The organism is Janthinobacterium sp. ROICE36, assembly GCF_002869965.1.
Classification (GTDB): domain Bacteria; phylum Pseudomonadota; class Gammaproteobacteria; order Burkholderiales; family Burkholderiaceae_D; genus Janthinobacterium.
In genome coordinates this window covers 39,581-65,737 of record NZ_PEBS01000028.1, presented here as the reverse complement: position 1 = coordinate 65,737, position 26,157 = coordinate 39,581, and the positions used below count along the sequence as shown (strand labels likewise).

Sequence of the window (26,157 nt, the reverse complement as noted above, 5' to 3'; positions counted from 1 at the left end):
GAGAGATCGGTTCGTTTGCCATTTACGCGTCCAAATACCGAGAGTAAACGCCTTTCTCAACGTGTTTACAAGCAATATTTCACCCTATCGTCACTCCGAGCACCTACCCTTCATGCAATCGCCCTGGCTCAACCATGCGGAGCTTGCATAGCTCTGGGCATGATGATATGTTGATACCTCTGGAAAAGTAACAGTTTTCCCATGTCAACTAAGATGCCGCCAATTATGCCTGTACACACTCGTCCCCGGGTCGCCTCCCTTGCCATTAAAACACTCAGCAGCGCTGTCGCCTGTGCGGTGTTATTGTCACCGGCGGCATCCGCAGCCGAGCTGGGCAAGATCACGGTGCTGTCCGCAGCCGGCCAGCCGCTGCGCGCCGAGGTCGAATTATCGGCCGTCAAGCCAGGCGAGGCAGCTGGCCTGCTGGCCAAGCTGGCGCCGCCGGATGCCTACCGCCAGGCCAACGTGGAATTCAATCCTGCCCTGAACGCGCTGACGTTTGCCGTGGAAAACCGCAACGGCAAGCCCTTCATCCGCATCAGCTCGGCGCAAGCGGTGGCCGAACCCATGGTCGACCTGCTGCTGGAACTGAGCAGCAAGAGCGGTCGCCAGGTGCGCGAATATGCGTTCGTGCTCGACACGCCCGAAGCGCGCCAGACGCGCGGCGCGCAAGTGACGGCGCCAGTCGAGCCGGGCAAGGCCAAGCCGGCCGCCGCCGCTGCCGATACGCCGCCCGCGCCGAAAAAGGCGGCGGGCGAATACAAGGTCAGGACAGGCGATACCCTGAGCCGCATCGCCAGCGAACTGAAGCCATCGGGCGTCTCGCTCGACATGATGCTTGTGGCCTTGTATCGCGCCAATCCCGATGCCTTCATGGGCGAGAACATGAACCGCATGCAGGCCGGGCGCATCCTGGCCGTGCCGGGTGCCGACACCGTGCGCGCTACCGGTGCGGCTGAAGCGAAGGGTATCGTGACGGCGCACGCCATCGATTTCGAAGCCTACCGCAACAAGTTGGCGGGCCAGGTATCGCAAAGCAAGCCGGCCAAGGCGGCGCAGGCGACGCAAAGCACGGCTGGCAAGATCGGGCCTACCCGCGTGCAGGAAAAGCCGACGGCCGTGAGCGAATCGCAAGACAAGCTGAAACTGTCGAAGGCGGAGTCGGCGGCCAAGTCGGCCGGCAAGAGCGCCGTCGCCAGCGAGGAAGACAAGATCGCCAAGGCCAAACAGGTCGATGAAGCGGCAGCGCGCGTCAAAGAGCTGGAAAAGAACGTCAGCGACCTGGAAAAGTTGATGGCGGTCAAAAGCAAGGCCATGGCCGACAAGAGCGCACCCGCGCCTGCCAAGCCGGCCGAAGCCCAGCCGCCAGTGCCCAAAGCGAAACCGGTGCCGCTGGTGAAAAAACCGTCGCCGCTGGAACCCACCATTACCGACAAGATCAACGACCACCTGGGTGCCATCGGCATCGGCCTGGCCGCGTTGTTGGCGGCCGTGGCCGCACTGGTGATCGCGCGCCGCCGCAAGGAAGCGCCGCCGCCCGCCGAAGATATCGCCCCAGTGTTCGAGCCGGAAGCGCCAGTGGCGCCGTCGACCGGCCTGGCGCCGGAAGACCAGCAGTCCGAAGCGAGCAACCACCTGTTCGGCACAGGCGCCGCCGCTGCCGGCGTGGCCGCCGCAGCGGGTGCCAGCATGCTGGAAGGCAATGAAACAGACGCTGTCGCCGAAGCGGATGTGTATATCGCTTATGGCCGCGATGGCCAGGCGGAAGATATCCTCAAGGAAGCCTTGCGCATCCACCCCGAGCGCCATGCTGCCCGCTTGAAATTGCTGGAAATCTATTCGGCCCGCCACGATGTGCGCGCGTTTGAAGACCAGGCCAGCGAGCTTTACAGCCTGACACGGGGCCAGGGCGAAGAGTGGCCGCAGGCAGCCGCGCTGGGCCTGGCGCTCGACCCCACCAACCCCCTGTATGGCGATACGGAAGACGATGCCGTCGTCAGCCTCAGCAAGGGAGCCGGCGACGACTTGCGCGGTCAGAGCATGGACTTGCCCGACGATCTGCCTTCCCCAGCGGCCGACCTGGCGCCGGCAGAGCCTGTTTCCTCCGTGAGCGCCCGCGATGCGCGTGCACCTCTCGACTTTGACCTCGACAGCCTCGATTTCGAGCCCGTCACTACCAGCGACCCGATCGTCATGCCGGGGCCGGACAGCAAGCCGCAGTCCGCCGCGCACGATGCGCACTATGACCCCAGCATGGATTTCGGCCTCGACCTGGAACCGCCAGCGGGTCCCGTAAATGGCGTGGGCGCCGGTCTGACACCTTTGCCTGACCCGTTGAAGGACGTGGACCTGGCCCATTTCGACCTCGACGCGCCCGTGGTGCCAGCTGCCGCGCGGGTGGCGGCCGAGCCTTCCATCGACAGCCTGTTTGACGACGCGCAAACGCCAGCCACCTTGCCGGAAGTCATACCGCCGGCGCAAGAATTCGACCTGTCCGGCATCGACCTGGACCTCAACGATGGCAAGACGGCCAGCGTGGGCGTGGACGACCCGCTGTCGGCCATCCACATGGAAATGGATACCAAACTTGACCTGGCGATCGCTTACCAGGAAATCGGCGACAAGGAAGGCGCGCGCGAGCTGATCGATGAGGTCATCAAGGGAGGCAGCGCTGAACAGGTCGCCAAGGCGAATACCATGCGTGCACTACTGAGTTAGCAATGCCCGCCGGCGCGGCAGGCTGCCGCGCCGGTATAATGCTTCGATGCAAAATATTACGACAGCAACGCCATTCAAGCGTATCGTCCTCGGTCTGCAGTATGACGGCACGGCCTGGCATGGATACCAGAAACAGGAAGATGGGCAGACGGTGCAGGACCAGCTGGAAAACGCGCTGGAGCAGTTTGCCCGCGTGCGCCTGGCCACCACCTGCGCCGGCCGCACGGACACGGGCGTGCATGCGCTTGAGCAAGTGGTGCATTTCGATACGGAACTGAACCGCGACGTGCACTCGTGGGTGCGCGGCGTCAACGCCTTCCTGCCGAAATCCATCGCCGTGCGCTGGGCCAAGGAGCTGGCCGGCGACCCCACCGTCAACGATTTCTTCCACGCCCGCTTCAGCGCCCGCGCGCGTACCTATCATTATGTGTTGTATAACAACGCCACCCGCTCGCCCCTGGTGGAAGGGCGTGCCGGCTTCTTTTTCCGTCCGCTGGACGTGGAACTGATGCGCCAGGCCGTGCAGCCGCTCTTGGGCTGGCACGATTTCACGGCCTTCCGCGCCGCGCAATGCCAGGCCAAGTCGCCCGTCAAGCTGATGCATGACATCCGCATCGAGCGGCGCGGCGATTGCGTTATCTTTACCATTACGGCGAATGCCTTTTTGCACCACATGGTGCGCAACCTGGTCGGCTCGCTTGTGTATATCGGCACGGGACGCGAAAAGCCGGACTGGCTGGGGCAGTTGCTGGAAAGTAAAGATCGCCACGCGGCGGCGCCCACCTTCATGCCAGACGGCTTGTACCTGGCGCAGATCGATTACGATCCCAAGTGGGCGTTGCCGCAAGACAGTAGCAGCGCCTTGCCCTGGTTTTGATCTGCATCAATAAAGGAATAGCATGTCTCGCACACGCATCAAGATCTGCGGCCTGACCCGCGCCGAAGACATCCAGGCCGTGGTGGCGGCGGGCGCCGACGCCATCGGTTTCGTGTTTTATCCGCAAAGCCCCCGTTACGTGACGCCCGAGCAGGCGGCCAGCCTGATCGCCGCCATGCCGCCCTATGTGACGACGGTGGGCTTGTTCGTCAACGCCACGGTGGAAGAAGTGCGGGCCACCAAGGCCGTGGGGCCCTTGTCGCTGCTGCAATTTCATGGCGACGAGACGCCCGAACACAGCGCCGCGCTGGCCGGCGCCGTGAATACGCCGTTTATGCAAGTGTTCCGCGTCAAACCTGACACCTCTTTCGAAGATTTGCTAGAATACGAACAGCGCTATCGCGCTGCCAGTCCCTTGTTCTCCAGCCTCTTGCTCGATACCTATGTGGATGCCTACGGCGGTGCAGGAAAGGTATTTGATTGGTCCCTCATTCCAGAAGAACTCGCGCCTCGGGTCGTTTTAAGTGGTGGCTTGAGCGTACAAAACGCGACTGACGCAGTGGTGCGCGTGCGCCCTTACGCCGTCGACATCAGCAGTGGTGTCGAAGCGTCCAAGGGTATCAAGGACGCATCCAGAGTCCGCGCGTTTATCGCCGCGGTGCAGGATGCCGATGCCATCATTGCCAGAGGAAACCACCATGAATGACCACACGAACGACCATAGCGCCGCGCCCGGCGCCGCCGCCGCATTGTTCCACGCCACCGATTACCCTTTTCCTGACCTGCGCGGCCACTTCGGCCCGTACGGCGGCGCATTTGTTGCCGAAACGCTTACGCACGCGCTGGCCGAGCTGAAAGACGCCTACGCGCGCTACAGCGTCGACCCGGAATTCCTGGAAGAATTCCGCTACGAGTTGAAACACTTCGTGGGCCGTCCGTCGCCCATCTACCACGCCAAGCGCTGGTCCGAGATGGCGGGCGGCGCGCAAATCTATTTCAAGCGCGAAGACTTGAACCATACGGGCGCGCACAAGATCAATAACGTGATCGGCCAGGCTTTGCTGGCCAAGCGCATGGGCAAGCCGCGCATCATCGCCGAGACGGGTGCCGGCCAGCATGGCGTGGCCACGGCCACCATCTGTGCCCGCTTCGGCCTCGAATGCGTAGTCTACATGGGGAGCGAAGACGTCAAGCGCCAGGCGCAGAACGTGTACCGCATGAAATTGCTGGGCGCGACCGTGGTGCCCGTCGAATCCGGCTCCAAGACCCTCAAGGATGCGCTGAACGAAGCCATGCGCGACTGGGTCACCAACATCGAAAACACTTTTTATATCATCGGCACCGTGGCCGGCCCCCATCCGTATCCCATGATGGTGCGCGACTTCCAGTCCGTGATCGGCGAGGAATGTCTGGTGCAGATGCCGGAAATGACGGGCCGCCAGCCCGACTACGTGGTGGCTTGCATCGGCGGCGGCTCGAACGCCATGGGCATCTTTTACCCGTATATCGACCAGAAGGATGTCAAACTGATCGGCGTGGAAGCGGCCGGCGAAGGGTTGGATACGGGCAAGCACTCGGCTTCGCTGGCGGCGGGCTTCCCGGGCGTGCTGCATGGCAACCGCACCTATCTGCTGCAGGATGAGAATGGCCAGATCATCGAGACGCATTCCGTCTCGGCCGGCCTGGACTATCCGGGTGTGGGGCCGGAACATGCGTGGCTGAAAGACTTGGGGCGCGCGCAATACGTGTCCATCACGGATGACGAGGCCTTGCAAGCCTTCCACGACTGTTGTCATATCGAAGGCATCATCCCGGCCCTGGAATCGTCGCACGCACTGGCCTACGCGGCCAAGCTGGCGGCCACCTTGCCGAAAGACCAGATCGTGCTGGCCAACCTGTCGGGCCGTGGCGACAAGGACATGCATACCGTGGCGGAGCGCATGGGATTGAATTTCTCTTAACCCGGCATTTGCGGTTGGGTTTGAAAAATATTCCATTTATTTACCGTCAAGAAAGCTCACCATGTCCCGTATCGCCGCCACCTTTGCCAATTTAAAATCGACCAACACGACCGGCCTGGTCACCTTTATTACCGCCGGCGTCCCCGGCCCTGACGCCACCGTGCCCCTGATGCACGCGCTCGTCGAGGGCGGCGCCGACATACTGGAGCTGGGCGTGCCGTTTTCCGACCCGATGGCCGAAGGCCCCGTCATCCAGCGCGCCTGCGAACGCGCCTTGAAATTCAATGTCGGCATCCACGACGTGTTCGGCTATGTGCGTCAGTTCCGTGTAACAAACCAGACGACGCCCGTGGTACTGATGGGTTACGCCAACCCCATCGAGCGCATCGGCAGCGCCGCGTTTATTGATGCAGCGCAAGCGGCCGGCGCCGATGGCGCCATCGTCGTCGACTATCCGCCCGAGGAGTGCGAGCAATTTGCCGCGGCCATGCGCGCGGCCGGCCTCGACCTGATCTTCCTGCTGGCGCCCACCTCGACCGAAGAGCGCATCGCGCAAGTGGCCAAGGTCGGCGGTGGCTTCAGCTATTATGTGTCGCTCAAGGGTGTCACAGGTGCAGGCAACATTGATACGGAACAGGTGGCAGAGCGCCTCGCTGCCATCCGCCAACATGTAAAATTACCTATCGGCGTCGGCTTCGGCATCCGCGACGGCGCCACGGCCAAGGCCGTGGCCAAGGTGGCTGATGCGGTCGTGATCGGCAGCCGCATCATCCAGGAGATTGAAAATGCGCCGCCAGGAGGCGCCGTCGACGCCGTGCGCAGCTTTACGGCAGGTATCCGCGCCGCACTGGATGCCTGAGCAAGCTTGCCGTTGACGCATTTGCGTTGGCGGCAAAGTTCGACAGCCCGGCGATAAACGGCTACACTTCGGCCACTGAATGCCTGTTATTGTGCAATAGATAAAATTGTTGGTGGCGCCCTGCGGGGCGTCGCCGTTTACCGTCTGCCGGGGACGTCCATCGACGCTACCCCTACAAGGGCCCAAGGAGAAAATATGAGTTGGTTGGAAAAACTGCTGCCGCCGCGCATACAGCGTTCTGATGCTGCCGCGCGCAAGACCATGCCGGAAGGCCTGTGGGTCAAGTGCCCGTCGTGCGAAGCCGTGCTGTACCGTACGGACCTGGAATCGAATTTGCACGTGTGTCCGAAATGCGACCACCACATGCGCATCCGCGCGCGTGAACGGCTCGACAGCTTGCTCGACGCGGGCGGCCGCTATGAAATCGGCCAGGAAATCCTGCCCGTCGACACCCTGAAGTTCAAGGACAGCAAGAAATACCCGGACCGCCTGAAATCCGCCATGGAAGCGACGGGCGAAACGGATGCGATGGTCGTCATGGGTGGCGCCATCATGAGCCTGCCAGTGGTCGTGGCGTGCTTCGAATTCGAATTCATGGGCGGCTCCATGGGCTCCGTCGTGGGCGAGCGCTTCGTGCGCGGCGCGCAAATCGCGTTGGAACAGAAAGTGCCGTTCATTTGCATCACCGCCACCGGTGGCGCGCGCATGCAGGAAGGCTTGCTGTCCCTGATGCAGATGGCGAAAACCACGGCCATGCTGACCAAGCTGTCGGAAAAGAAATTGCCATTCATCAGCGTGCTGACCGACCCGACCATGGGCGGCGTGTCCGCCTCGTTCGCCTTCATGGGCGACGTCGTCATTGCCGAGCCGAAAGCGCTGATCGGCTTTGCCGGCCCGCGCGTGATTGAAAACACCGTGCGCGAAAAACTGCCGGAAGGTTTCCAGCGCGCCGAGTTCCTCGTCACCAAGGGCGCCGTCGACATGATCGTCGACCGCCGCAAGATGCGCGAAGAAATCGCCCGTCTGCTGGCCTTGTTGCAAAACCAGGCTGTTGAAGTGTTAGCTTAATCTTGCACCATAACCCTTGAACTGCCGGGGTCAGACCCTCCAGGGTCTGACCCCGGATGTTTATTGGGTTACCTGTCTTTTCGCCTCGCGCATCCTTACATCAAGAAGTCTCCCATGCACAAGCTACCCTCTACATTGCCGGAATGGCTCGCCATGCTGGAAACCCGCCATTCGGAAACCCAGATCAACATGGGCCTGGACCGCGTGCAAGCCGTCAAGGCGCGCATGCAACTGGCTTTTACTTGCCCCGTGATCATGGTGGCGGGCACGAATGGCAAGGGGTCCACCTGTGCCATGCTGGAATCGGTACTGTTGCGTGCCGGCTACAAAGTGGGGCTGTACATCAAGCCGCATTTCCTCGATTTCAATGAGCGCGCCCGCGTGCTGGGCGAGATGGCCAGCGATGAACAGCTCGTCGCCAGCTTCCAGGCTGTCGAAGCTGTGCGCGGCGACACGCCGCTGACGTATTTCGAATTCACCACCCTGGCCATCCTGCACCTGCTGTCGCAAGCCAAGCTGGACGTGGCCATCCTGGAAGTGGGCCTGGGCGGGCGCCTCGATGCCGTCAACGTGATCGACGCGGACGTGGCCATCGTCACCAGCATCGATATCGACCATACGGATTACCTGGGCGATACGCGCGAAGCGATCGGCTTTGAAAAGGCCGGCATCTTCCGTCCGGGCAAGGCGGCCATCTGCAGCGACCCCGTGCCGCCGCAATCCCTGATCGACCATGCCGAGGCCATCGGCGCCGACCTGTGGCTGATGGGCCGCGATTTCAATTATTCGGGCGACAAGCAGCAATGGAACTACGGCGGGCGCGAGCAGCGCCGCAATTCGCTCGCGTATCCAAGCTTGCGTGGCGCCAACCAGATCCTCAACGCGGCCGCCGTGCTGGCCGCGCTGGAAGTGCTGAAGCTGACACTGCCTGTGGGCGCGCAGGAAGTGCGCACGGGTCTGGTGACGGTGGAGCTGCCGGGCCGCTTTCAGGTCTTGCCTGGCCGCCCCAGCGTGATTCTCGACGTGGCGCACAACCCGCACGCAGCCTCGGCGCTGAACCAGAACCTGGGCAATATGGGCTATCACCCGTACACCTATGCCGTGTTCGGTTCCATGCACGACAAGGATATCGATGGCGTGCTGGCCGCGATGAGCGAACACGTCGACCACTGGTGCCTGACGGGTTTGCCTTCGCCGCGCGCGGCGACGGCTTCCGAACTGGCCGCCAAGGTGCAGATCATGCTCGACGATAAGCCCGACAGCAGTGAACATACTGTGTCTATTTTCGATGATCCGGCACAAGCTTTTGCAAATGCAATGAGCCGGGCCGGTGAGAATGATAGAATTGTGGTCTTTGGTTCTTTCCTCACCGTTGCCGGCGTGATGAAGGCCCGAAAATCCTCACTTCACTGAAACGCACTCGACTGAAAATCACGCATGGGCTTGTTCTCGAAACTGTTTAAAAACAAGCAAGAATCCTCTGGCGAAGACAGCGGCTTTTATGTCCCTGGCGAAGCACAGTCGCCGACCCGCAAGCGCGCCGCCAACACTTCCGGTGGCGGCGGATCGCGCCGTGGCGGCAAGGAAGCGCCGGACCCGGTCTTGCCGGAAAAAAAGCGCGCACGCCGCCGTCTGGTCGGGGCCATCGCCCTGGCCCTGGGCGTGGCTGTCGGCTTGCCGATGCTGCTTGATTCCGAACCGAAGGCGCCACTCAACGATATCGCCATCGACATTCCCTCGAAAGAAAAGGTAGTTGCGCCTACGCCTACGCCTGCGCCCGCTGTGCCCGCCCAGGCAGCTGCGCACAATGGCCTGGACCAGTCCGAGGAAATCATCGACGCGCCCCTGCCGCCTGCGACCAGGCCCACGCCGGCACCCGTGCTGGCCGCCGTCCAGCCTGCGCCTGCCAAGCCGGCCTATGTGGAACCCAAACCCGAGCCCAAGCCTGTCAAGGTGGAGCCAAAACCCGAGCCGAAGCACGAAAGCAAGCCGGAACCCAAGGCCGAGCCGAAACACGAGCCCAAGCCTGAACCGAAGCATGAGGTCAAGCCGGAAACCAAGCCTGAGGCTAAGCCTGCCAAGCCGGCGCAATCTGCCGACGATGCGGCGCGCGCCATGGCGATTCTGGAAGGCAAGCCACTCGACAAGCCACAAGAAAAAGCACAAGACAAGACACACGACGCCGGCAACGGCAAGTTCGTGGTACAGGTGGCGGCCCTGGCGACGCAGGACAAGGTCGATGAATTGCAGGACAAGCTGCGCGAAGCGGGCATCAAGTCCTATACGCAGAAAGTCTCCAGCCCGGCGGGCGAGCGTATCCGCGTGCGCGTGGGGCCGTTCGGCAACCGCGAAGATGCCGAAAAGACCCGCGCCAAGCTGCAAAAGCTGGGCCTGGGCGGCAGCCTGGTGCCGGCGTGATGTTGCAAGGCTGAGCGCGCGTGACCATCTTCGATTATCTGGTGCTGTTCGTGCTGGTGACTTCCGTGCTGATCAGCATGATGCGCGGCCTGGTCAAGGAAATACTGTCCTTGGTCAGCTGGATCGTGGCTTTCGTCATTGCCAACGCGTATGGCGCCACCCTGGCGAAATTCCTGCCGGAAGCCGTGCCGGGCGAAGCCGTCCGCCTGTTGCTGGCCTTCGTGGTGCTGTTCATCGGCGTGCGCATTTTGATGGGATTGCTATCCATGACGGTCGACGCACTGGTCAAGGTGACGGGCCTGAGCCTGGCCGACCGCAGCCTGGGCAGCCTGTTCGGCGTGGCGCGGGGTCTTGTGATCGTGCTGACCGCCGTCATCTTGTGTGGCATGACTTCCATACCGCAGCAGCCATTCTGGGAAAATGCGCTGCTCAGCCCGCTCGCGGAGCAGGGCGCGCGTGCCATCAAGCCTTATCTGCCTGCCGCTTACGCGCAGCATGTGAAATTTTGAATTTTTTTAAAATCAGTAGCACAGTTTAGGAGCACACCATGTGTGGCATCGTCGGCGTCGTTTCCCATCAACCTGTCAATCAATTGCTCTATGATGCATTGTTGCTCTTGCAACATCGCGGTCAGGACGCGGCAGGGATTGCGACCAATCACAGCAGTATGTTTTCCATGCACAAAGCCAATGGCCTCGTGCGTGACGTCTTCCGTACGCGCAACATGCGTTCGCTGCAAGGCACGACGGGCATCGGCCATTGCCGCTACCCGACGGCCGGTTCGTCGAGCGAAGAGGAAGCACAGCCGTTTTATGTGAATGCACCGTTTGGTATCACCCTGGCGCACAATGGCAACCTGACCAACTGGGAACAGTTGAAACAGGAAATGTTCAAGAACGACCGCCGCCACATCAATACCGATTCCGATTCGGAAGTGCTGCTCAACGTGCTGGCGCATGAAATCCAGGAAGCGACGACGGGCCTGAACCTGGACCCGGAAGCCATCTTCAAGGCGATCACCGTGCTGAACCGCCGCGTCAAGGGGGGGTACGCTGCCGTCGCGCAAATCGCCGGCGTGGGCTTGCTGGCTTTCCGTGACCCGCACGGCATCCGTCCGCTGTGCCTTGGCATCAATGAAACGGAGCTGGGTCCTGAATACCTGATCGCCTCCGAATCCGTGGCCCTGGAAGGCATGGGCTTCCGCTTCGTGCGCGATATCGGTCCCGGCGAAGCCGTCTTCATTGATGCTGACAAGAAATTGCACAGCGCCCAGTGCGCCGACAACGCCAGCCTGAATCCCTGCGTGTTCGAATTCGTTTACCTGGCCCGTCCCGACTCCGTCATCGACGGCGCCTCGGTGTACGCCACGCGCTTGAAAATGGGTGAATACCTGGCTGAAAAGATCCGTGCCGAATTGCCTGACGTGCATATCGACGTGGTCATGCCGATTCCCGATTCCTCGCGTCCGGCCGCCATCCAGCTGGCGCTGGCGCTGAACCTGGAATACCGCGAAGGCTTCATCAAGAACCGCTATATCGGCCGTACCTTCATCATGCCGGGCCAGGCGGCGCGCAAGAAATCCGTGCGCCAGAAGCTCAACGCGATTCCTTCGGAATTCAAGGATAAAGTGGTGTTGCTGGTCGACGATTCCATCGTGCGCGGCACCACTAGCCGTGAAATCGTGCAGATGGCGCGCGAAGCGGGCGCGACGAAAGTCATCTTTGCCTCGGCCGCGCCACCGGTGATCTACCCGAACGTGTATGGCATCGACATGCCGACGCGCGATGAGCTGATCGCCTACGGCCGCACGACGGAAGAAGTGTGCCGCGAAATCACGGCCGATTACCTGGTGTACCAGGATATCGGCGCGCTCAAACAGGCGATTGCCGATGTCAATCCGGCATTGACGAACTTCGAGGCTTCGTGCTTCGATGGCGTGTACGTGACGGGTGACGTGTCGCAGGAATACCTGGACCGCCTGGAATATGCGCGCCACCATCCGAAGGCGGCAGCGCCCGAAGATACGCCGCGTTCCCAGCTGAACCTGAACCTGGCGACAACGGAAGCATAAGTAACCTGCCCGGCCTGCGCCGGGCTTTTTTTTTCTGCGATCATGAACGATAAAAAAAACTACGGCTTTACCACCACCATCCTGCATAACGACCGCCGCAAAAGCATCGAGCACGGCTCCCTGCACAAGCCCGTGCACACCTCGGTCGCTTTTGGCTATGGCGATGCGCGCCAGCTCGCTTCCGTGTTCCAGGGCAAGGAACCGGGCTTTCGTTATGGCCGCCAAGGCAATCCGACCGTTTCCGCGCTGGAAGACAAGGTCAACAAGATGGAAGACGGCGTGGCGACCCTGTGCTTCGCCACCGGCATGGGCGCCATCGGCGCCGTGGTGCAATCCTTGCTGCGCGCGGGCGACCATGTGGTGTCGTCGGCCTTTCTGTTTGGCAATACCAACAGCCTGTGGCAAACGGTGACGGGGCAGGGCATCGCCGTGTCGTTTGTCGATGCCACCGATGTGGCCAACGTGGCCGCCGCCATCACGCCAGCCACGCGCATCGTGTTCGTGGAAACCATCGCCAATCCGCGCACGCAGATCGCCGACCTGGCGAAGATCGGTGCGCTGTGCAAGGAACGTGGCATTTTGTATATCGTCGACAACACCATGACGACGCCATACCTGTTCCGCCCGAAGGCGGTGGGCGCGGGGCTGGTGGTCAATGCATTGACGAAGTCCATCGGCGGCCACGGCAATGCGCTGGGCGGCAGCTTGACGGACACGGGCGTGTTCGACTGGACGCAGTACCCGAACATTTTCGACAATTATAAAAAGGCGGCGCCCGCGCAGTGGGGCATCGCGCAAATCCGCGCCAAGGCCTTGCGCGATTTCGGCGCCTCGCTGGGCCCGGAAGCGGCGCACCACATCGCCGTCGGCGCGGAAACCATGGCCTTGCGCATGGACCGCAGCTGCTCGAACGCCCTGGCGCTGGCCAGCATGCTGCAAGCGGACCCGCGCGTGGCTGGCGTGCACTATCCTGGCTTGGCGTCGCATCCGCAGCACGCGCTGGCGACGGACTTGTTCCGCAGCTATGGCTCGCTGTTCAGCTTTGAATTGAAGGACGGCATCGACTGCTTCGATTTCCTCAATCGCCTGAACCTGGCCATACCAGCGAGCAACCTTGGCGACACGCGTACCCTGGTCATTCCCGTCGCCCATACGATTTTCTACGAGATGGGTGCCGAACGGCGCGCCAGTATGGGCATTGCCGAGTCCCTGATCCGCGTGTCAGTCGGTATCGAGGATGAGGCAGACTTGCTTGAAGACTTCCGTAGCGCGCTTGAGCATTGAAACTTGCGTGTCAGGCATGAGAGGGGCCACAACTAAAAACTGGGGTCAGGCCCGGCGGGTCTGACCCCGGCATGCAACTTAATGCCAGCTGCGCATCAGTCCCACAGCCAGGCCCTCAAGGGCGAATTCATCTTCCGGCGACACGGTAATGACCTTGAAGTCGGGGTTTTCCGGCAGCAGTTCGATGACGGAGCCGGTTTTCCTGTAGCGTTTGACGGTGACTTCATCGCCGATGCGGGCCACGACGATCTGGCCGTTCTTGGCGCTGTCGACTTTCTTGACGGCCAATAAATCGCCATCCATGATGCCGGCGTCGCGCATGGACCAGCCGCGCACCTTCAGCAGGAAGTCGGGCTTGGCCGAAAACAGGGCCGGGTCCACGTTGTAGCTCGCTTCCAGGTTTTCCTGCGCCAGGATGGGCGAGCCGGCTGCCACGCGGCCGATCAGCGGCAGTGACATCAGCAGTGCTGCCGGCACCTTCGAGGACAGCGTGTCGGCGGCCGCACTCGCCGCGGCACCGATCAGGCGGATGCCGCGCGAGGTGCCGGGCGAAATCTCGATCGCGCCCTTGCGGGCCAGGGCTTGCAAATGCTCTTCGGCCGCATTGGCCGATTTGAAACCCAATTCATTGGCGATTTCGGCACGGGTAGGAGGGAAACCCGTATTTTCAATCGCGTCCTTGATCAGGTTCAGGATTTGTTCTTGTCGTGCTGTCAGCTTGATCATGAGCGGTGGGTGCATATTAAAATGCTGTCTATATGAACAGTCTGTATTTTTGTACAGTATCGCCCACTATGCAAGGGAATTTGCCATATTTGCGTGATTTTCGTGCGAAATACTGGAATGCGCAGGAAAAAGCGCCTGGCGGGCCCCGTGCACCGGCCGCGTGGTGAAGGAATGATTGAAACGTTTGCAAAAGGCGGTTATAATCTTCGGCTGACCTTCCCACACCCGTCTTGACGCCGGGGTGGGCGATTATTAATCCGACCTGAAGGAGTTTGCATGCGTCATTATGAAATAGTCTTTATCGTCCATCCGGACCAGAGCGAGCAAGTGCCCGCGATGATCGAACGCTACAAAGCCAGCGTAACCACACGCGGCGGTTCGGTTCATCGCGTGGAAGATTGGGGCCGCCGTCAAATGGCTTACTCGATCCAAAAGCTGCCTAAAGCACACTACATCTGCCTGAACATCGAATGCGACAACGAGACCCTGGTCGAGTTGGAAACAGCATTCAAATTCAATGATGCCGTGTTGCGTCACCTGACCGTTAAAATGAAGAAAGCTGAAACAGCTCCTTCGCCGATGATGAAATCGGTACAACGCGAAGACGCGGCCAAAAGCCACCGCACCGAAGCACCAGCAGCAGCTCCAGCCGCCGCAGCAGCAGCTTAATTCTTGACCAGGATCGTGCGCTGAACCAGCTACAAGTCACCGCCATCATTGCCGAGCGCGAAATATTGCGCTATACCCCGGCAGGGCTGCCGATTGTGAATGCAGTATTGCAGCACAGTTCGCAGCAGATGGAAGCAGGGATTGCCCGTTTGACCGAGTTTGATGTTGCCGCGCTTGCCGCTGGCGAAATTTCAGGCCGGTTCAGCCAGGCAAGCTTGGGCGGGGTCTATCAGTTCACGGGTTTCCTGGCCAGGAAGAGCCGCAACAGCAAGAGTTTGGTGTTTCACATCATTGATTTTAGTGCAGTCACTTTGACTAGCGCATTTTAGATACAGGAGCCTGATATGGCATTCGGTAAAAAGTTCGACAAAAATAAGCTCAAGCTTAAAGAAAAACGCAAACAGCAAAATCCGTTGTTCAAACGCAAGAAGTTCTGCCGCTTCACCGCAGCTCACGTTGAGCAAGTCGACTACAAAGACGTCGACACGCTGAAAGACTTCGTCCAAGAAAACGGCAAGATCATGCCAGCACGCCTGACCGGTACCAAAGCGCACTACCAGCGCCAAGTCGACACCGCAATCAAGCGCGCTCGCTTCCTCGCGCTGCTGCCATACACCGATCTGCACCACGCTTAATCGGTCAGATATTCCTGGAGAAGAACTATGCAAATCATTCTGTTAGAAAAAGTTGTTAACGTCGGTAACCTCGGCGAAGTCGTCAAAGTCAAAGACGGTTACGCACGTAACTTCCTGATCCCGCAACGCCTGGCACGTCGTGCTACGGCTACCGCTGTGGCTGAATTCGAAGTCAAGCGCGCCGAACTGGAAAAAGCTGCTGCCGCCAAACTGGCTGCATCGCAAGCCCAGGGCGAAAAACTGAGCGGTCTGACCGTTCAAGTTGCTCAAAAAGCTGGCGTCGATGGCCGTCTGTTCGGTTCCGTCACCAACTTCGACATCGCTGAAGCGCTGACCAAGCAAGGTTTTGCTGTTGAAAAAGCACAAATCCGCATGCCTACCGGCCCGCTGAAGATCGTTGGCGAGCACAGCGTTTCGGTTGCTCTGCACACCGACGTGGTCGTGGAAGTCGTTATCGCTGTCGTTCCAGACGCGAACGCGTAATCGTTTGCGGGCCTGGCCCGCAAGCATTGCCGCACTATGAAAAGCCGGGTTCGCCCGGCTTTTTTGTGGCCTTTTTTTCGCTCAATTTTAGCCCTTTATTTTTGCCAGCACGCCGAAGCGGGTATAATTCGCGCCATGAACGCCCCCTCTGATCCGCAACTAGATTCCCTCCGTATTCCGCCGCATTCGATCGAAGCAGAACAATCCGTTATCGGTGGTCTGCTGCGCGACAATGCAGCATATGACCGCATCGCCGACTTCATGCATGCGGAGGATTTCTATCGCTATGACCATCGCATCATCTTCGAACAAATCGTCAAGATGATTAACGGCTCGAGGCCAGCCGATGTCATTACTGTTTTTGAAACCCTGACCCAGCTCGGCAAGGCCGATGATGTGGGCGGACTCGCTTATCTGAACGCCATGGCGCAAAACACGCCATCGGCCGCTAACATCCGGCGTTATGCCGAGATCGTGCGCGACCGCGGCGTGCTGCGCAAACTTATCACGGTCGCCGATGATATCTCCGGCACGGCCTTCAGCCCGCAAGGCAAGGAAGTCAAGCAGATGCTTGACGAGGCCGAATCGAAGATTTTTGCCATCGCCGAAGAAGGCGCGCGAGGCGCCCAGGGCTGGACCGCCATCCAGCCCCTGCTGACGCAGGTGGTCGAGCGTATCGACGAGCTGTACAGCCGCGACAACCAGAGTGAAATCACGGGCGTGCCCACCGGTTTCATCGACCTGGACCGCATGACCTCCGGTCTGCAGCCGGGCGACCTGGTGATCGTGGCGGGCCGTCCTTCGATGGGCAAGACGGCGTTTTCCGTCAACATCGGCGAAAACGTGGCCATCGACAGCGGCTTGCCCGTGGCCGTGTTCTCGATGGAGATGGGCGGCGCCCAGCTGGCCATGCGTATGCTCGGCTCCGTCGGGCAGCTCGACCAGCACCGCCTGCGCACGGGCCGCCTGAACGACGAAGACTGGCCACGCCTGACGAATGCGATTCAAAAGATGAACGACGCCCAGTTGTACATCGATGAAACGCCGGCCTTGAATTCCATCGAATTGCGCGCGCGCTCGCGCCGTTTGTCGCGTCAGTGCGGCAAGCTGGGCCTGATCATTGTCGATTACTTGCAGCTGATGTCCGCCAATTCCCCGGGCGACAACCGCGCCACGGAGATTTCCGAGATTTCGCGGGGCTTGAAAGGTCTGGCGAAAGAACTCGGTTGCCCCGTGATTGCGTTGTCGCAGCTGAACCGCTCGCTGGAGCAACGCCCGAACAAGCGTCCCGTGATGTCGGATTTGCGCGAATCGGGCGCTATTGAGCAAGATGCCGACGTGATCCTGTTCATTTACCGCGACGAGGTGTATAACCCCGACTCGCCAGACAAGGGAACGGCCGAAATCATCATCGGTAAACAACGTAACGGTCCGATCGGCAGCATCCGCCTCACCTTCATGGGGCAGTACACCAAATTTGGCAATTACAGTGGTGGCCTGGCGCTTTACCAAGGCGACTAAGACTCAGCAGCACTGATATTCCATTGGCCGCTTCCTCATACGAGGCGGCTTTCAGTAGTAAATAACACGACTCAATGCTTAACGGAGAATGACATGTTTGGACGCTTGATGCCCACTGAGGGCAAGTTTTTTGAATTGTTTAACCAGCATGCTGAATTGTGCGTCAAAGGCGCTAAAGAAATGCTCGGCCTGATGACCAATTTCGACGATCTGGAAAACCGCGTACATGCGATCGAAAGCATCGAGAAACAGGCGGACAAAGTCACCTACGCCACCGTGGAAATGCTGCACAAGACCTTCATCACGCCGATCGACCGCGACGACATCCATCAGCTGATCACGCGCCAGGACGACATCCTCGACCTGCTGGAAGACGCGGCGCAAACCGTCTCGCTGTATGACCTGAAAGCCGTTACGCCGGAAGCCAAGCGCCTGGCCGAACTGGTGCTGGCCTGTACCGAAAAAGTGCGCGACGCCGTCGCCATGCTGCACAACATGGACAACTCGCGCAAGATCGTCGCCATCTGCGAAGAGATCGACCGCCTGGAATCGGATGCCGACCACGTGATGCGCGCCGCCATGTCCAAACTGTTCCGCGACGAACCGGACGTGCGTAACCTGATCAAGCTGAAAGCGATCTACGAAATTCTGGAAACCGTGACCGACCGTTGCGAAGATGTGTCCAATATTATCGAAGGCATCATCGTCGAAAACGCGTAAGCGTTGGGCCTGTCCTGAACCAGAATCAGAAAAGAAACTACAATGACCATACAAATCAGCATCTACGTGCTAGGCCTGTTGATCGCCCTCGCGCTGCTGTTTGACTTCATGAACGGCTTCCACGATGCCGCCAACGCGATCGCCACGGTGGTCTCGACGGGCGTATTGAAACCGCAGACCGCGGTTGCCATGGCTGCCACCTTCAACTTCGTCGCCATTTTCGTGTTCCACCAGCTGACCGTGGCCGCCACGGTGGGCAAGGGCACGATTGACCCGACAGTGATCGACCAGTACGTGATCTTCGGCGCGCTGATGGGCGCCATCTTCTGGAATTTGTTTACCTGGTACTACGGCATTCCATCATCGTCCTCGCACGCGCTGATCGGCGGCCTGGTGGGCGCTGCCGTCGCCAAGTCGGGCACGGGCGCGCTGGTCGCGGCCGGCCTGTGGAAAACCGTCGCCTTCATCGTCATCGCACCCGTGCTCGGCTTTGTATTCGGCTCGATCATGATGCTGCTGGTGTCGTGGATATTCGTGCGTTCGACGCCGCGCAAGGTCGATAAATGGTTTCGCCGTTTGCAACTGGTATCGGCGGCAGCCTACAGCCTGGGTCACGGCGGCAATGATGCGCAAAAGACCATCGGCATCATTTGGATGCTGCTGATCGCCGCCGGCTACTCGAACGTGGCCGACAAGATGCCGCCGCTGTGGGTCATCATCTCGTGCTACACGGCGATCAGTTTCGGCACCCTGTTCGGTGGCTGGCGCATCGTCAAGACCATGGGCCAAAAGATCACCAAGCTCAAACCGGTGGGCGGCTTCTGCGCTGAAACGGGTGGCGCCATCACCCTGTTCTTCTCGACGGCGCTGGGCATTCCCGTGTCGACCACGCACACCATCACGGGCGCCATCGTCGGCGTCGGCTCGGCACAAAAAATGTCGGCCGTCCGCTGGGGCGTGGCCGGCAACATCGTCTGGGCCTGGATCTTCACGATTCCCGCTTCCGCGTTTGTTGCCGCAGTCGCCTGGTGGATTGGCCACCATATAATGTAATGGATAGCCAACGTCAGTAAAAAGGGAGCCTTGCGGCTCCCTTTTTTTATGCTTACTGGCCGCGAGGCCCCTTGTCGCCGCCTTGATGTTGCTTCAGGCCATCATTTTGTCGGATCGCGCCTTTATCATGTTCAGCTTGCTGGCGGATCTTGTTTGCTTCCTGCTGGGCTTGCTGGTCTTCCTGCTGTTGCTGCTCGCGTGGAGTGTCGTGGGGTTTGCTCATGGCGCTCTCCTTGAATGGTAGGTGTCCATGATGCCGCGTGGCGGGCGATCCCACCGTTCGGTGTGCAACATAGTGCCGCCGCCGCTGAGGCCAGTTCCACCGTGAGTCCTTCGCAGGCGAGGAATACCTGCAAGCCATCCAGGCGGCCCGCATAACGGCCCATTACGTCGGCAAACACGGCTTCGAGCTGTTCGTCGCTGCGGGTCGGTTCGTGGTGGGTGCAGTACAGGCGCCGCGCGCGGCAGCGCAGGGCCAGGTCGAAGGCGGCGTCGAAGGTGCCGTGGCCCCAGCCCTGCTTGCCCGGGTATTCCTCGCGCGTGTACGAAGTCCATGATCAGCGCATCGATGCCGGCGACCAAGGCGTCGATGCCGTCCTGGCGCTGCACATTGCGCTCTGCGCAGGCCGCATGGTCGGCATGGCCGGGCGGATGCAGGTTGTAGAATGGTTCATGGTCGCCGCTGAAAAATAGCGAGGCGCCGCCGCAGTCGATGCGGTAGCCGAGGTTGGCCACCGGATGGTTCATTTCCGCGCCGCGCACGCATGCCCCCCCCACCTCGACGGTTTCGCCGGGCGCCAGCGTGCGGTACTCGATGCAGGCCGCCATGGCCGCTTCGCTGACAGGGAAATAGCTGTCTTGCAGCTGCACCGCCATCACGTGCTCGATGCCGCGTCCGGCGACGGCATCGTGCGCGCCATGCAGGCGCATACGGTTGCCGGCCACGAACAGGGGGCTAAACATGGGCAGGCCGTGGATGTGGTCCCAGTGGCTGTGCGTGATGAAGACGTGTGCGTCGACCGGCAAGCCGGGCGGGAGTTGCTGCGCCAGCGAGAAGATGCCGCTGCCAGCATCGAGAATGATCAGGCTATCGTTGTCGGTGCGTACTTCGATGCACGTGGTGTTGCCGCCATAGCGCGCCGTGCGCGGGCCGGGGGAGGGGATGGAGCCGCGCACGCCCCTGAACGTGAATTTCATTCAGTACCTTGTTACGGTGTAATTATTGTTGATTCTATTCTAATTAATGAAATTGGCGGCAACATTTATGTGTGTTGCGATACGGCAAGTTATTTCATTTTGTTGTAGCTAAGTAATGTACAGTGCGGTAGGCGGCCGTTACACTGGCGCTTGCCGACATCCCTTTTTTTGCTTGCCCATTACCTGATTGTCACCAACATGCCTCAGTTGCACCCTGAGAAAATCGCCCACAGACTGGAGCAATTGACCGAGCTCAGTGTCGCGCTCGGCCACGGCCTGGGTGGCGAGGGACACGCTATCGGTGCGCTGTTGCAGCGCATCGTGCTGCTGGCAAAAAGCATGAGCGGCGCCGATGGCGTCACGCTGTACCGGCCCATGGCCGAGGGCCGCCAGTTGGCGTTCGATATCAGCGTCAACGATAGCCTGGGCATCGCGCAGGGGGCCGACATGGGCTTGCCGGGCGTGCCCCTGTTCGATGGCGCTGGCCAGCCCAACCTGGCATCGGTGGCCGCGTATGCGGCGAATATGCGCCGCAGCGTGAATATCGCCGACGTGTACCGCGACGAGGCCTTCAATTTTTCCGGCATGCGCGATTTTGACCGTCACCATGGCTACCACACGCAATCGATCCTGACGGTGCCCATGAGCGACCACGAGGGCGATTTGATCGGCGTGCTGCAACTGGTGAATGCCAAGGATGGGGAAACTGGCCAGGTGCGCGCCTTTTCCTCCACCGACCAGCGCTTCATCGAGGCCCTGGCTGCGCAGGCGGGCGTGGCGCTGACCAATCAGCTGCTTATTTTGCAGCTGGAAGAGCTGCTCGAATCGCTGGTTACCCTGATCAATATCGGCATCGATGAAAAGTCGCCCTACACGGGACGGCATTGCCAGTTCGTGCCCGAGCTGACGATGCTGCTGGCCGACGCCGTGCATGCGACGGACAGCGGCCCGCTGGCCGATTTCCGGCTCAGCGAGAACGAGCGCAAGCAGCTGTGGCTGGCCGGCCTGCTGCACGATTGCGGCAAGATCACCACACCCGCGCACGTGGTCGACAAGGCCACCAAGCTGGAAACCATTTTTGACCGCATCGCCCTGATCGACACGCGTTACGAGGTGCTGCTGCGTGACGCCGAGATCGCGGCCCTGCGCCAGCAGGCGGCGCAGCCGGAACGCAAGGATGCGATTGCCCGCGCGCTGGAGCTGGAGCTGGCCGCCCTGCGCGAGGAGCGCGATTTCATCCGCACGGTGAACATCGGCGGCGAGAGCATGGCGCAGGCCGACCAGGAGCGCGTGCGGCAGATTGCCGGGCGCCGCTGGCGCGCGGCCGATGGCGAGCTGCGCGATTTTCTCGACGCCGACGAGACGGAAAACCTGACCATCCGCGCCGGCACCCTGACGGCAGCCGAGCGGGCCATCGTCAACAACCATATCAGCGTCTCGATCCGCATGCTCGAAGCGCTGCCGTGGCCCAAGCACCTGCAAAAGGTACCCGAATATGCGGGCGGACACCACGAGCGCATGGATGGCAAGGGCTATCCGCGGGGATTGACGAAAGAGCAGATGTCGGTGCCGGCGCGGCTGATGGCGATTGCCGACATTTTCGAGGCCCTGACGGCGCGCGACCGCCCCTACAAAAAGGGCAAGTCGCTGTCCGAATCCTTGCGCATCCTCGGCAATTTCAGTCTGAACGGGCATATCGACCCGGAACTGTTCGACGTTTTCATCCGCAGCAAAGTCTATTTGATCTTCGCTGAAAAGCATTTGCATCCGAGCCAGATCGATGCCGTCGACGAGGCAGCCATTCCGGGCTATACCCCTTGAAGCTGTCGCTGGCCTTGCGCAAGCATGGTGCGCGCTTTTTGCTGGGTGTACTTCTGAGCGTGGCGGCCGCCGTGCTGTGCCTGGCCGGAAATGAGAATATTGCCCGCCTCGATGCCATGCTGGGCGACTGGCGCATGCGCCTTGATGCGCCGCAGCTGGACCGCCGCATCGTCATCGTCGACATCGATGAGCAAAGCCTGGCCCGCGTGGGCCGTTTTCCCTGGAGCCGCGACATCCAGGCGCGCCTGGTGCGCCAGTTGACGGGCAAGTATGGCGTTGCCACGCTGGCGTTTGACATCTCGTTTCCCGAAGCCGACACCAGTTCCGGTTACGCCGTGCTGCAAGGCCTGGCGCGCGGCGAACTGGCGGGTGTGGCGGGCTTGCCGGCGCAGCTGGAAAAACTGCGCCCCGCCATGGACTACGACGGCCTGTTTGCGCAGGCCATGCGCGGCCAGCCCGTGGTACTGGGCTACAGCGTCTCGGAGCAGCAAAGAAAGGGCGTGCTGCCCAAGCCAGCCTTCACAGTCGCCGATTTGAACGGGCGCAGCGTCACCGCCTACGTGGCGCGTGGCTACGAAGCCAATATCGCGCCCCTGCAGGCCGCCGCGCAAGGTGCCGGCATCTTCACGGCGCTGACCGATGCCGATGGCGTGGTGCGTTCCTCGACCCTGTTGCAGCGTATCGGCGACGGTTATTATCCTTCGCTATCGCTGGCCACCGTGGCCGTCTACCTGCAGGCGCGCGCCATCGCCCCCCGTTTCACAGGCACGGCCGATACCTTGTCGGCGCGCGAACTGGCCAGCGGCGGACTCGAACACATCATGCTGTTCACGCCGCGCGGCGCGCTGGCGATACCGGTGGGCGAAGCCTTGAGCACCACGGTGCAGTACCGCGGCGCTGGCGGCCCCGCTGGCGGCGCCTTCCGCTATGTGTCGGCTTCCGATGTGCTGGCCGGGACGGTGCCGCCCGCGCTGCTGAAGGGTACCATCGTGCTGGTGGGCACCACGGCGCCCGGCTTGAACGACATCCGCGCCACGCCCGTGAATGCCGAGTATCCGGGAGTGGAAGTGCACGCCAACCTGATCAAGTCCATGCTCGACGGGCGCTTCAAGGCGCGGCCCGACTACGCGCTGGCGTTCGAACTGGTGCAGATCGTGTTGTCTGGTTTGCTGCTGGCGGGTGCCCTGACCATGCTGCCGCCAGCCGGCGTGATGCTGGCCACTGTGGGCGCGCTGGCGGCCGCCATCGCCATCAACCTGTACCTGTACACCGTGTATGACCTGGTGCTGGGCGGGGCCGTGCAGCTGCTGCTGATCGTTGCGCTGTTCATCGCCAACCTGGCCTGGGGTTATTTTTTCGAGGTGCGCAAGGGCCTCGCGCTGGTGGCGCGCTTCGGCGAATATGTGGCGCCCGAGCTGGTGGCCGAGATGGCCGACGATCCGCAGCGCTACACCATGGAGGGCGAGAACCGCGAACTGACGGTGCTGTTTGCCGACGTGCGTGGTTTCACGGCCATTTCCGAGCAGCTGGCACCGGCCGTGCTGCGCGAATACATCAATCTGTACCTGACGGCCATGTCGGAAGATATTCGCGACAGCCATGGCGGCACCCTGGACAAATACATCGGCGACGCCGTGATGGCGTTCTGGGGCGCGCCCGTCGCCTTTGCCGACCACGCCAGCCGGGCCGTGGCCAGCGCCCTGCTGATGCAGCGCAGCGCGGCGCAACTGAATGGCGAGTTTGCCGCGCGCGGCTGGCCGGCGCTGCGCATCGGCATCGGCATCAATACGGGCGCCATGCATGTGGGCGACATGGGCTCGCGCATTCGCCGCGCCTATACCGTGATGGGTGACAGCGTCAACCTGGCGGCGCGCCTGGAAGGGGCCAGCAAGCTGTATGGCGTGGGCATCGTGGTGGGCGAGGCCACGCGCGCTGCCGCGCCGGACTTTGCCTACCGCGAACTCGATCGCATACGCGTGCTGGGCAAGCAGGAAGCGGTGGCGGTCTTCGAGCCGCGCTGCCTGCTGGCCGGTGCCCCTGCCGCCGAACTGGAGCAGCTGGAGCGCTGGCACGCGGTGCTGGCCTGGCTGCGCGCGCGCGACTGGGCGGCCGCTGGCGCGCAGCTGGCACGCTTGCAGGCGGACTTTCCCGACGACAGCCTGTACCACCTGTACGCGGCACGCCTGGAACGCTATCGCAGCATGCCGCCGCCTGCCGATTGGGATGGCGTAACCGTATTGAACAGCAAGTAAGCCTGCCGTCGTGGCGGTAAATGCACGCAATGGCGGCATTTTTCAGCATGGTGGGCAAACCGTTTGCTGCGCTGCGATGAAAATCAGGGAAAAATGTTAGAAATTTCTGACTGGAAACTAAAAGACGTCTAAAATTTGCCTTCTATCCATTGCCGGATACGCTGGCGCCTGCGGGCCGCGCGCTTGTCCGGTTACACAAGAAATCCTACACATGACATATCGTTTGGTGCACCTGCTTGCGGGTTCCGCGCTGCTGTTCGCCGTCGGCGCTGCCGGCGCTGCCGTTTCCATGGATGACGCGGCTCCTGCCATGCAGGAAGACGGCGTGCCGCGCTTCGAGATCCGCCGCTTCGACGTCCAGGGCAACACCCTGCTCACGCAAGCGCAGGTGCAAGCGCTGCTGGCGCCCTATGTGGGAGGACAGCGCGATTTTTCCGACATTGCCCGCGCCGTCGAGGCGCTGGAGGGGGCCTACCGCGTGCGTGGTTACAGCGCCGTGCAGGTGCAACTGCCCGAGCAGGAACTGGAGCGTGGCGTGGTGCGCCTGAGCGTGCTGCAAACGCCGCTGGGCAAGGTCGCCATCAACGGCAATGCCTACGTTGACGAGGCCAATGTGCGGCGCGCCTTGCCGTCGCTGCGCGCAGGCGAGACGCCGAACTTGCCGGCCCTGTCGCAAAGCCTGAAGCTGGCCAATGAAAATCCGGCGCGCAAGATCGAAGTGCGCCTGCAGGCCGACGAGCAGGCGGGCGCCATCGACGCCCTCGTCACGGTGGCCGATGAAAAGCCCTGGAAAGCCATGCTCAATGTGGACAACACGGGCAATGCGCAGACGGGCAAGACGCACGTGGGCGTGGTGCTGCAGCATGCCAACCTGTTCGGGCGCGATCATGTCGCCAGCCTGCAATACACGAGCAGCCTGGAAAAGCCGGACAAGGTGGGCGTGTATGGCGCCGGCTACCACTTGCCGCTGTATGCGCTGGGCGAATCGATGGATTTTTTTGCCAGTTACTCGAACGTCGATTCGGGCAGCATTTCGGCCGGTATTTTCGATCTGGCCGTCAGCGGCCAGGGCAGCATGGCGGGCATCCGTTACAACCAGAACTTTGCCCGTAGCGACGATTTCGAACCCAAGCTTGTATATGGCATTGATCACAAGGCTTACCGCAACAGCGTGCAGCTGTTCGGCATGGAACTGGGTGCCGACGTCAGCGTGCACCCGCTCAGCGTCAGCTACATCGGCAACTGGACCTTGCCCACGGGTGTGACCAGCGTGGCGCTCACGTTCGCGCATAACATTCCCGGTGGAAAACACGGCGCGCAAGCCGATTTCGACCGCGTGCGCGCGCACGCCAAGGCAGCCTACAACACCGTGCGCCTGAGCGCCAGCTCGGTGCGTGTGCTGGCCGACGACTGGCAATGGCGCGCGCTGGTCAATGCGCAAATCACGCCGGATGCGCTGGTGCCGGGCGAACAGTTCGGCGCCGGTGGCGCCGCCTCCGTACGCGGCTTTGCCGAGCGTGAGGTAGCCAATGATAGCGGCGTCAACCTGAACCTGGAACTGTACACGCCGAACGGGTACGGCCAGGCGCTCGGCTATCAGTGCCGCGCGCTGGCTTTCTATGACACGGCCTGGCTGCGCCGCAACCATGGGCTGCCCGGCGAGAGCGCGTCGCAAGGCATCAGCAGCGGTGGCCTCGGCTTGCGTTTGCTGCTGAGCCGCTACGCCAATCTGCAACTCGATTACGCGCATGTCGTCAATGGCGGCGATACGGGACAGCGGGGCGCCAAGCGCCTGCATTTCCGCCTCGCCTTGGCCTACTAGCA

The 26,157-nt window shown here is 61.3% G+C and carries 24 protein-coding genes; 21 read left to right on the top strand and 3 right to left on the bottom strand.

The features are described from left to right. Window positions 1-297: 297 nt before the first annotated feature. From CSZ94_RS13500 to CSZ94_RS13450, 11 genes are all read left to right on the top strand, one after another. Window positions 298-2,718, top strand: a complete 2,421-nt coding sequence (locus CSZ94_RS13500; protein ID WP_308410561.1) for a FimV/HubP family polar landmark protein — start codon at window positions 298-300, stop codon at window positions 2,716-2,718. Between the two features lie 46 nt (window positions 2,719-2,764). Continuing rightward, window positions 2,765-3,595 carry a tRNA pseudouridine(38-40) synthase TruA gene (truA, locus tag CSZ94_RS13495; RefSeq protein ID WP_102121966.1) on the top strand — a complete coding sequence of 277 codons (831 nt, stop codon included), beginning with the start codon at window positions 2,765-2,767 and terminating at the stop codon, window positions 3,593-3,595. A 22-nt stretch (window positions 3,596-3,617) separates the two neighbouring features. After that, window positions 3,618-4,301 carry a phosphoribosylanthranilate isomerase gene (locus CSZ94_RS13490; protein WP_102121965.1) on the top strand — a complete coding sequence of 228 codons (684 nt, stop codon included), beginning with the start codon at window positions 3,618-3,620 and terminating at the stop codon, window positions 4,299-4,301. Next, entirely contained in the window at window positions 4,294-5,556 is a 1,263-nt protein-coding gene (gene trpB, locus CSZ94_RS13485) for a tryptophan synthase subunit beta (protein WP_102121964.1), read from the top strand. The genes CSZ94_RS13490 and trpB overlap by 8 nt, the downstream gene beginning before the upstream one ends. 61 nt (window positions 5,557-5,617) lie before the next feature. Further along, window positions 5,618-6,415, top strand: a complete 798-nt coding sequence (gene trpA / locus CSZ94_RS13480; protein WP_102121963.1) for a tryptophan synthase subunit alpha — start codon at window positions 5,618-5,620, stop codon at window positions 6,413-6,415. 195 nt (window positions 6,416-6,610) lie between these two features. Then, a complete protein-coding gene (accD, locus tag CSZ94_RS13475; RefSeq protein WP_010400390.1) occupies window positions 6,611-7,483 on the top strand; it encodes an acetyl-CoA carboxylase, carboxyltransferase subunit beta in 873 nt (290 codons plus the stop codon). A 114-nt stretch (window positions 7,484-7,597) separates the two neighbouring features. Then, on the top strand, window positions 7,598-8,896 hold the full coding sequence (folC, locus tag CSZ94_RS13470) for a bifunctional tetrahydrofolate synthase/dihydrofolate synthase (protein ID WP_102121962.1): 1,299 nt from the start codon (window positions 7,598-7,600) through the stop codon (window positions 8,894-8,896). 24 nt (window positions 8,897-8,920) lie between these two features. Beyond that, a complete protein-coding gene (locus tag CSZ94_RS13465; protein ID WP_102121961.1) occupies window positions 8,921-9,901 on the top strand; it encodes an SPOR domain-containing protein in 981 nt (326 codons plus the stop codon). Between the two features lie 20 nt (window positions 9,902-9,921). Continuing rightward, entirely contained in the window at window positions 9,922-10,410 is a 489-nt protein-coding gene (locus CSZ94_RS13460) for a CvpA family protein (protein WP_102121960.1), read from the top strand. Window positions 10,411-10,448: 38 nt separating this feature from the next. Beyond that, a complete protein-coding gene (gene purF / locus CSZ94_RS13455; RefSeq protein WP_102121959.1) occupies window positions 10,449-11,972 on the top strand; it encodes an amidophosphoribosyltransferase in 1,524 nt (507 codons plus the stop codon). Between the two features lie 42 nt (window positions 11,973-12,014). After that, a complete protein-coding gene (locus CSZ94_RS13450; protein WP_102121958.1) occupies window positions 12,015-13,256 on the top strand; it encodes a cystathionine gamma-synthase family protein in 1,242 nt (413 codons plus the stop codon). A 78-nt stretch (window positions 13,257-13,334) separates the two neighbouring features. Here CSZ94_RS13450 and lexA read toward each other — a convergent pair whose 3' ends face one another. Continuing rightward, on the bottom strand, window positions 13,335-13,982 hold the full coding sequence (gene lexA / locus CSZ94_RS13445) for a transcriptional repressor LexA (RefSeq protein ID WP_102121957.1): 648 nt from the start codon (window positions 13,980-13,982) through the stop codon (window positions 13,335-13,337). A 276-nt stretch (window positions 13,983-14,258) separates the two neighbouring features. Here lexA and rpsF point away from each other — a divergent pair, with 276 nt between their 5' ends. The 7 genes from rpsF (at window position 14,259) to CSZ94_RS13410 (ending at window position 19,063) form a co-directional block, all read left to right on the top strand. Further along, the gene (rpsF, locus tag CSZ94_RS13440) at window positions 14,259-14,651 is read left to right on the top strand and encodes a 30S ribosomal protein S6 (RefSeq protein ID WP_058049076.1); all 393 of its coding nucleotides are present in this window, start codon (window positions 14,259-14,261) and stop codon (window positions 14,649-14,651) included. 20 nt (window positions 14,652-14,671) lie between these two features. After that, window positions 14,672-14,980, top strand: a complete 309-nt coding sequence (gene priB, locus CSZ94_RS13435; protein ID WP_102121956.1) for a primosomal replication protein N — start codon at window positions 14,672-14,674, stop codon at window positions 14,978-14,980. Between the two features lie 15 nt (window positions 14,981-14,995). Further along, a complete protein-coding gene (gene rpsR / locus CSZ94_RS13430; protein WP_010400024.1) occupies window positions 14,996-15,286 on the top strand; it encodes a 30S ribosomal protein S18 in 291 nt (96 codons plus the stop codon). Between the two features lie 27 nt (window positions 15,287-15,313). Further along, window positions 15,314-15,769: a 50S ribosomal protein L9 gene (gene rplI, locus CSZ94_RS13425; RefSeq protein ID WP_102121955.1), complete on the top strand. Its 456-nt coding sequence runs from the start codon at window positions 15,314-15,316 to the stop codon at window positions 15,767-15,769. A 135-nt stretch (window positions 15,770-15,904) separates the two neighbouring features. Beyond that, on the top strand, window positions 15,905-17,290 hold the full coding sequence (locus CSZ94_RS13420) for a replicative DNA helicase (RefSeq protein WP_071076107.1): 1,386 nt from the start codon (window positions 15,905-15,907) through the stop codon (window positions 17,288-17,290). Window positions 17,291-17,383: 93 nt separating this feature from the next. After that, entirely contained in the window at window positions 17,384-18,010 is a 627-nt protein-coding gene (locus CSZ94_RS13415; RefSeq protein WP_010400015.1) for a DUF47 domain-containing protein, read from the top strand. A gap of 42 nt (window positions 18,011-18,052) precedes the next feature. Beyond that, window positions 18,053-19,063: an inorganic phosphate transporter gene (locus CSZ94_RS13410; RefSeq protein ID WP_102121954.1), complete on the top strand. Its 1,011-nt coding sequence runs from the start codon at window positions 18,053-18,055 to the stop codon at window positions 19,061-19,063. A gap of 52 nt (window positions 19,064-19,115) precedes the next feature. On the opposite strand, the gene CSZ94_RS28015 is transcribed toward CSZ94_RS13410, so the two are convergent. Both CSZ94_RS28015 and CSZ94_RS13405 read right to left on the bottom strand, forming a co-directional pair. Continuing rightward, entirely contained in the window at window positions 19,116-19,286 is a 171-nt protein-coding gene (locus CSZ94_RS28015; protein WP_180977459.1) for a hypothetical protein, read from the bottom strand. Then, window positions 19,283-20,260 carry an MBL fold metallo-hydrolase gene (locus tag CSZ94_RS13405; protein ID WP_308410560.1) on the bottom strand — a complete coding sequence of 326 codons (978 nt, stop codon included), beginning with the start codon at window positions 20,258-20,260 and terminating at the stop codon, window positions 19,283-19,285. Before CSZ94_RS13405 ends, CSZ94_RS28015 begins: the two co-directional genes overlap by 4 nt. 198 nt (window positions 20,261-20,458) lie before the next feature. Here CSZ94_RS13405 and CSZ94_RS13400 point away from each other — a divergent pair, with 198 nt between their 5' ends. From CSZ94_RS13400 to CSZ94_RS13390, 3 genes are all read left to right on the top strand, one after another. Continuing rightward, entirely contained in the window at window positions 20,459-22,081 is a 1,623-nt protein-coding gene (locus CSZ94_RS13400; protein WP_102121971.1) for a GAF and HD-GYP domain-containing protein, read from the top strand. Next, a complete protein-coding gene (locus CSZ94_RS13395) occupies window positions 22,078-24,333 on the top strand; it encodes a CHASE2 domain-containing protein (RefSeq protein WP_258000966.1) in 2,256 nt (751 codons plus the stop codon). Before CSZ94_RS13400 ends, CSZ94_RS13395 begins: the two co-directional genes overlap by 4 nt. Before the next feature lie 211 nt (window positions 24,334-24,544). Beyond that, window positions 24,545-26,155, top strand: coding sequence for a ShlB/FhaC/HecB family hemolysin secretion/activation protein (locus tag CSZ94_RS13390; RefSeq protein ID WP_102121953.1), 1,611 nt, complete (start codon window positions 24,545-24,547; stop codon window positions 26,153-26,155). Window positions 26,156-26,157: the final 2 nt, after the last annotated feature.